This is a genomic window from Dactylosporangium sp. NPDC051541 (genome assembly GCF_044454505.1).
Lineage (GTDB): Bacteria > Actinomycetota > Actinomycetes > Mycobacteriales > Micromonosporaceae > Dactylosporangium.
This window is the reverse complement of the sequence record NZ_JBITDU010000047.1, coordinates 1-7,038: the sequence shown is the minus strand read 5'-3', so window position 1 is coordinate 7,038 and position 7,038 is coordinate 1. Positions and strand designations below refer to the sequence as shown.

The window sequence follows — 7,038 nt, the reverse complement described above, 5'->3', positions numbered from 1 at the left end:
GCGACACGACCCAAAAGCGGATGCGCCGGCCTGACCCTCTACAAGGTCATCAACGAGCTGCAACTCCTGCTCGCCACCTGGACCGGCGCATGCCCACCTGCCACCGCAAACTAAAACCGTTACACCGCAACAACCACCGACAGACCTAACAAAGCACTACTAGCTCGCGAGCCCAGACGCGGGTCAAGGCGAGCTGGGCACCCTTGGCGGCGACATAGGCCGACGTTCGCGGCAGCGCGCGTTCGACGCTGTCCGAGCCGATCTGGATGATCCGGCCGTGCCGCCTGGCCTTCATCTGCGGCAGCACCGCCTGCGCCAACAGGGTCGGGCTCTTCACGAAGTACACCAACTGGTCGAGGTGCGCCTGCCAGGTCAGGCCCTCGACGCCGACCTCCGGCTGGGGCCCGGTCGCGTTCACGACGAGCACATCCACCGGGCCGAGTCGCTGGCCGACTCGACCGACCAGGTCCGACACCTGCTCCTCGTCGGTGACGTCGGCGGCGAACGCGGCCGCTGCGCCGCCCGCGGCGTTGATGGCATCCACCACCCGGTGGGCCGCTTCCGCTCCGGCGTGATAGTTGACGGCGACCGGATGCCCCCGTGCCGCCAGGCGCGCGGCGACAGCGGCGCCAAGGCCACGAGATGCGCCCGTCACGAGGACAACACCGGCTTCCGTACTCACCCGATACCTCCACGCCGGCCGCTTCCTGGAGTGGCATCCTCTCACGAGCACCCGGCCTCGGCCGACGGGCGTCGAGCGGCGGGACAGGGCTGAAGTTCCGGAAGCGGTTAAGTTCCCGAACTGACAACCCGGTGCCGACCTATTCCGACGCCAACATTGCGGTTCAGCCTCGACCCGCAGCGCCCGCGAAGCATGATATTGACACCGTTGCGCACCCACCTACCTTGATGAAACTTATCCGGTTCAGTGCCCGCCGCCCGAGCCGGAGCGCGGACGGCCGCCCGCACCCGGGCCAACGAGGCCCCCAGCCCGCATCGGCGAGTCCCGGACAGCGGCCGGTCGCAGCACGAGACGTAGTGATCCGACACCCTCAATGCATCCCCACACCCCTGAAGGGCGCGATGCGAAGCGAACGATCGCCGCGTTACTGGCCGTGGGCCTGACATTCGGCACGGCCGCGTGCGGCGCCGACGACCAGGCCAGCGGCACCGAAGGCAAGATCGGTGGCGAGATCACGGTGCTGACGCAGCGCACCGACATCGTCAACACGGTCTTCCGGGACTACAAGAAGAAGTTCGAGGCGAAGTGCCCGGGCACGACCGTGAAGTTCGAGGCGATCACGGACTACGAGGGCGATGTGCGGGTCCGGATGAACACCAAGAACTACGGTGACGTGCTGCTCATACCCAACTCCGTAACCGCCGACCAGTACGCCAACTTCTTCGAGGCGCTGGGCACGGTGGACGAGCTACAGAACAAGTACCGGTTCGTGCGCAGCGAGGGCTCCTTCGAGGGCAAGGTCTACGGCCTGTCCATCACCGGTAACGCGCAGGGCTACGTGTTCAACAAGAAGGTATGGACACAGGCCGGCATCACCGAGCCGCCGAAGACCCCCGAGGAGTTCCTGGCCGCCCTCAAGGCGATCAAGGACAAGACCGGTGTCATCCCGCTGTACACCAACTACAAGGAGACCTGGCCGCTTGGACAGTGGGAGGGCGCGCGCGGCGCGATCAGCGGCGACCCGGACGCGGCCACCAAGCTCGCCCGGGACGACGCGCCCTGGGCGGCCGGCAAGGAGCACTTCGTCATCGACTCGCTGCTCTACGACGCGGTCAAGGGCGGCTACACGGAGCCCGACCCGACGACCACGAACTGGGAGCAGTCCAAGGGACTCCTCGGCACCGGCAAGATCGCCACGATGATGCTCGGCTCCTGGTCAATCGTGCAGATGCAGAAGGCAGCGGCCAACCCGGACGACATCGGCTACTGGCCGTCCCCCACTCAGGCCGGCGGCAAGTTCCACTCCGTCATCGGCGGCGACTACAAGCAGGCGGTCAACCGCAACTCCAAGAACAAGGCGACCGCTCGGGCCTGGATCGACTGGTTCGACGACGAGTCGGACTACGCCGTCGACAAGGGCGGCGTGCCGCCACTCAAGTCGGCCCCCATGCCCAAGACACTCGCCGACCTGACCGCGGCGAAGGTCGAGCTGATCGAGATGAACCCGGCGCCGAAAGGCGAGGAGGGGCTGGTCGACAAGATCGGCAACACGGCCGAGGTCGCACTGAGCGACGGCAAGTACCGCCAGCGCATCGTCGACGCCGGCCGCGGCGCGAAGAAGGAGTCGAAGGACCAGATCTTCGCCGATCTCAACAAGATGTGGTCCGAGGCCCGCGCGAAACTCAAGTGATCCGCTCACCCCGGCGCGTGGGACGGGTCGGCGGCCCATCCCACGCGCCAGCTTCGGGCGGCCCGAAGCGGCCCGTTTGGCCTCGCAAGGACCCTGACGCCTCCTGAAAGGAGTCGCGCATGCGTGCCGAACCGCGACGGATCCGCCGACATCGCTGGCCCCGGACGATCGCCGCCGTCGTGGCCGCCGTCGCCACCGTCCTCGTCGCCCCCGCGGCCCGGGCCGCGGCCGGGCCGACAGTCCTCGTCGACGAAGCCTTCAACGCCCAGACCACGCCGGCGAACTTCGGGTTCCCCACCGGAGCAGCGGTGGCCGGCGGGGTCCTGAACGTCACCAAAGGGATGGGCAGCTACACCACCTCGGTCAAGACCTTCGATGCCACGGTCGTCCAGCAGTCGACCCTCGACCTCGCCTTCGACTGGAGGACAGCGGTCGCCAGCAGCGGGATGAAGACCGGGCTCGAACTACGTGACACGCAGGGCAACCTCGTGTTCGCGATCGCCGGCACCGCCACCGAGCTGCGCTACGGCGTGACCGGCCCGGCATCCGAGTCGACATCCGCCCCCGACGCCCTCAACCCGGCGCGGACCAGGATCGCGTTCGACCGCAACAAGAGGTACACGGTGAACCTGCACCTCGATTTCACGCTGCACACCGTGCAGTACACCATCGCCACCAAGGAGACCGCGGCGACGGTCATGACGTCCGGTACGGCCACCATGACCGGCACGAGCCTCGCCAAGCTGGTCGCCTGCGACTGCTACGGCACCGGCGTGCAGTCCGTCGACAACGTCCGCCTCACCGCGCCGGGGAACCCCGCGAACGGGCGACTGAACGGCAAGACGGTGTACGCGTTCGGTGACAGCATCGTCTACGGGCACAAGTACTCCCGCGGCTTCGTGAACTTCACCGCCGAACGGGAGCGCATGACGCTCACCAAATACGCCCGCAACGGCGCCACGATCGGCCCGGGCGGCTACTCAGGCGGCCAGGTCCTCACGCAGGTGCAGGGCGCCGCCACGCGCGCACCGGACTACGTGGTATTCGACGGCGGCACCAACGACGTCGAGGCGATTCACGACAAGCAGCTATACGCCATCGGTGCGATGGCCGACGGCTTCGACCCTGCCCGGTTCGACAGGTTCACCTACGCGGGCTCGCTCGAAACCGTCCTGTCAACGATGCGAACGAAGTGGCCGGCCACGCGGATCGTCTACGTCGCCGTGCACAGGCTCGGCTCGCGCGACTGGAACACCCAGCTGGCACTGCGCGCCCTGACGCTGCAGGTCTGCGCTAAGTGGGGCGTCACGGTCGCGGACGTCTTCAACGACAGCACGCTGGACACCCGCGTCGACGGCCAGCGGGTGACGTACACCTTCAATGACCTGGTCAACGGCTATCCGGGCACCGGCGGCTCGGGCACCCATCCGAACATCGCCGCGATCACCGCCTTCTACGCCCCAGTGCCGACCGCGGCACTGGCCCAGCCGTGACCCACCGCGGGCCGGCCGCAGCGCACCGCCGCCGTCACCGGCCAACAGGTACGATCAGCCTTCCGGGAGGTGGCGATGGGACGGGGTGGGCCGATGTCCTTGGCTGCGGCGAGCGCCCGCGACCGTTCCCCCGCCCGATGGCCGGGAGAAGCCCCGTGAGCCCGGCCGGCCGGCCGCGGACCAGGGCCGCCGTGTTCGATCTCGTCCGGGCGGCGCGGCGGATCAGCCGGGTCGACCTCGCCGCCCGGTCCGGGCTCACGCCCGCCACCATCACCGAAGTCGTCCGCGAGCTGCTCGAGCTCGAGCTCGTCGTCGAGGCGGGCCGCGGCGCGTCGACCGGTGGGAAGCCGCCCATGCTGATCGAGCTCAACCCGGAGGCGCGCTACGCCGTGGGGGTGCTCTACGAGCGTAATCTCTGCACCGTCACGGTGGTGGACCTAACCGGGCGTGCGATGGCGACCAGTTCGTCGCCGGGCACCTCCCTCATGCCGCCGGAGCAGGCGCTGCCGGTGGTGGCGGAGCGGATCGGACGGCTGCTCGACGAGGCGGGTATCGAGCGGGGCCGGGTGCTCGGGGCGGGTCTGGCCACGTACGGACCGCAGGATCGGCGGGCCGGGGTGGTGCTGACCCATCAGCCGACCGCGGACTGGTTCGGGCATCCGGTCGCCGGGCGCCTGTCGGAGCTGCTCGGCCTGCCGGTGCTACTGGACAACGACGCGGTGGCGGCGGCGATCGGAGAGCACTGGCTGGGCGGAGTAGGGTCGGGCACGTTCGGGTGCCTCTACATGGCCAGCGGTATCGGCGGTGGCGTGGTCGTCGACGGCGAGGTGTACCGCGGCGCCTCCTCCAACGGGGTCGAGGTCGGCCACATCACCGTCGACGTCGACGGCGGCCCGTGCGACTGCGGCAACCACGGCTGCCTAGGCAACTACGCCGACCCGCGCGCGGTGATCGGGCAGGCGATGCGGGTGCCCGGCCTGGACCGGCGGCTGGGGCTCGACCCGGCCGACTCCGACGTCATCACCAGCTTCGTCCGTATCGCGGCGGCCGCGAGCGGCGGCGACCCGGAGGCGCGGACGCTCATCGAGCGCTCCGCCCGCCTACTGGGCACCGCCGCGGTCACCCTGACGACGTTATTCGACCTCGAGTGCATCGTCCTGGCCGGGCCGGCCTTCGGCGCGGCGACCTGGATCTACCAGTCCGTCATTCAGGATGAGCTGCAGCGGCGGGCTTTCGTCAGGCGGGTCCACCCGGTGCGCGTGGTGCCCTCGGTGAACGGCTCCGACGCGGCCGCCATCGGCGCCGCCGCCCTGGTCCTGCAGAGCGAGCTGGCATCCCTGCAGCTGCAGGAGTTGTACCGGGCGCGTTGATCGGCGACCGATACCCGCCGACTACAGTTGCGGTACCCGTGTACCCAGCCGTCGGGAGCGCCGTGCGACGCCCGTTCGACATCGAGGAGATCTTCCCGGAAGCCCCCGCCGAGCCGGCCCGACGGCGACGGCGGCCGTCGGGCAGTTCCGCCCAGGGGCTGACGGTGACCCTGGTCGCGGACTACACGGTGAGCACCCGGGCGTGGCTGCCCTCGGCGGCGATCGTGGCGCTGCTGGGCGAGTTCGGTGTGTCCAGCGTGGCCGCCCGCACGTCCATCAGCCGGCTGGCTCGCCGGGGAGTGCTGGAGGGCAGCCGGCAGGGCCGGTACAGCTCCTATCGTCTGACGGTCGACGCAGCGGTCGATCTGTCGGACGGCGGCACCGCGATCGTCACCGCCGGTGCGAACCCCAGCTCTTGGGACGGGGTGTGGACGGTCGTCGTGTTCTCCATGCCGGAGCAGGAGAGCGCACGGCGCCAAGCGCTGCGGGAACACCTGCGCTGGAGCGGCTACGCCCCGCTGTACGACGGCGTGTGGGTCTCGCCGCACCCGCTCCCTCCCGGCGGGCGAGCGGAGCTCGCGACGACCGCTCTCGGCGCGGTGACCGTCTTCCGCGCCCGGCACGTCGACCTGGCGGTGGACGTCGACCGGAGTCCGGTCGAGGCGTGGGACCTGCCGGCCATCGTCAAGGAGTACGAGACGTTTATCGACCGGTGGAGCTCGCTGCTGCCCGAGACGGTCGCAGGCTCGGTGACCGGCGCGGCGGCGCTCCGGGCGCGTACTGAGGTGATGAACGTCTACCGCCGGTTCTGCATCCTCGACCCGATGCTGCCCGACGTCGCGATGCCGGCCGGCTGGCCCCGCCGGCGGGCCCGGCAGGTGTTCGTCGCCATCTACGACGGGCTCCTCGTGCCGGCGCAGAGCTACGTCCGCTCGGTGGCGACCCGGGAGACCGGCGGTGACCGCCTCGACATTCGGGCGCACACCGTGGCCGACCTGGCCGCCGGGGTCTGCCGCGACCCCGGCTGAGCCGTTCGGCCCGGACCCGGCCCGGCGTACGGAGGGCGTTGGCAAGGTATGCCCTGTGTACGAGGGAGCGCGGCGGGGGCCGGTGACGCCGCACGACGTGTCGCGCGAGGCGGGGGTCTCGTATGCGACGGCGTCGCGGGCGATCAATGGCAGCGCCCGCCGGGTGCGGGGGAGAACGCGGTCCGGGTGGGGGCCGCGGCGCTGCGGCTGGGCTACGCGCCGGATCCGTCCGCGCAGGCGATCGCCGGGCTGGACCCGCACGGTGGCACTGGTCACCAGCGATGTGGACAACCTGTACTTCTCGTCGATCGCGTGCGGGGCCGTCGACGCGGCCAAACAACGCCCTCATCGGCACCGGCCGGACCGCCCGGGCAACACACCACCAACGTCGGCACCCCCCACGTCCGCCAGCGCTTGACACCACACCAGTCGGGACCGAACGACGAAGAGCACTGACCTGCACGAATCGAGGTTAGACGAGCGCTGTGCGGCTCAAGGACGCCGTCCGGTCGTCGACCGTACGAATCCCGAAAATGTTCTCGCCGGCAAGGGCTATCGGATTGGTTCGAACTTTCGGCAGGAACGGATGGTGGTTGCTGACCGAGATGGTCCGGCAACTGCCGACGCAACGGCCGGTGCAGGGCTCGTGCTGCACCTCACCGTCGTCCAGGAGTGCATGTCGAGCGCCGGCACCCGGGCCAGGGGTGTCGGCGCTCGTGTGGTGTGGGTTCAGCGGCGGGTCCAGGTTTGGTTGGGTTGGCCGTTGCAGTCGTAG

The 7,038-nt window shown here is 69.8% G+C and carries 7 protein-coding genes; 5 read left to right on the top strand and 2 right to left on the bottom strand.

The window, feature by feature from the left end:
- Window positions 1–145: 145 nt before the first annotated feature.
- Window positions 146–682: an SDR family NAD(P)-dependent oxidoreductase gene (locus ACIA8L_RS56225; protein ID WP_395918508.1), complete on the bottom strand. Its 537-nt coding sequence runs from the start codon at window positions 680–682 to the stop codon at window positions 146–148.
- 433 nt (window positions 683–1,115) lie between these two features.
- On the opposite strand from ACIA8L_RS56225, the gene ACIA8L_RS56220 reads away from it, so the two are divergent.
- The 5 genes from ACIA8L_RS56220 (at window position 1,116) to ACIA8L_RS56200 (ending at window position 6,681) form a co-directional block, all read left to right on the top strand.
- A complete protein-coding gene (locus ACIA8L_RS56220; protein ID WP_395918506.1) occupies window positions 1,116–2,372 on the top strand; it encodes an ABC transporter substrate-binding protein in 1,257 nt (418 codons plus the stop codon).
- Between the two features lie 119 nt (window positions 2,373–2,491).
- The gene (locus ACIA8L_RS56215; RefSeq protein WP_395918504.1) at window positions 2,492–3,865 is read left to right on the top strand and encodes an SGNH/GDSL hydrolase family protein; all 1,374 of its coding nucleotides are present in this window, start codon (window positions 2,492–2,494) and stop codon (window positions 3,863–3,865) included.
- A gap of 155 nt (window positions 3,866–4,020) precedes the next feature.
- Entirely contained in the window at window positions 4,021–5,235 is a 1,215-nt protein-coding gene (locus tag ACIA8L_RS56210; RefSeq protein ID WP_395918502.1) for an ROK family protein, read from the top strand.
- A 62-nt stretch (window positions 5,236–5,297) separates the two neighbouring features.
- Window positions 5,298–6,263 (top strand): PaaX family transcriptional regulator C-terminal domain-containing protein, encoded by a 966-nt coding sequence (locus ACIA8L_RS56205; protein WP_395918500.1) that lies wholly within the window; start codon window positions 5,298–5,300, stop codon window positions 6,261–6,263.
- Complete coding sequence (locus ACIA8L_RS56200) at window positions 6,193–6,681, top strand: LacI family DNA-binding transcriptional regulator (protein WP_395918498.1); 489 nt, start codon at window positions 6,193–6,195, stop codon at window positions 6,679–6,681. Before ACIA8L_RS56205 ends, ACIA8L_RS56200 begins: the two co-directional genes overlap by 71 nt.
- A 54-nt stretch (window positions 6,682–6,735) precedes the next feature.
- Here ACIA8L_RS56200 and ACIA8L_RS56195 read toward each other — a convergent pair.
- The coding region (locus tag ACIA8L_RS56195) for a hypothetical protein (RefSeq protein ID WP_395918497.1) at window positions 6,736–7,038 on the bottom strand (303 nt) is incomplete at its 5' end.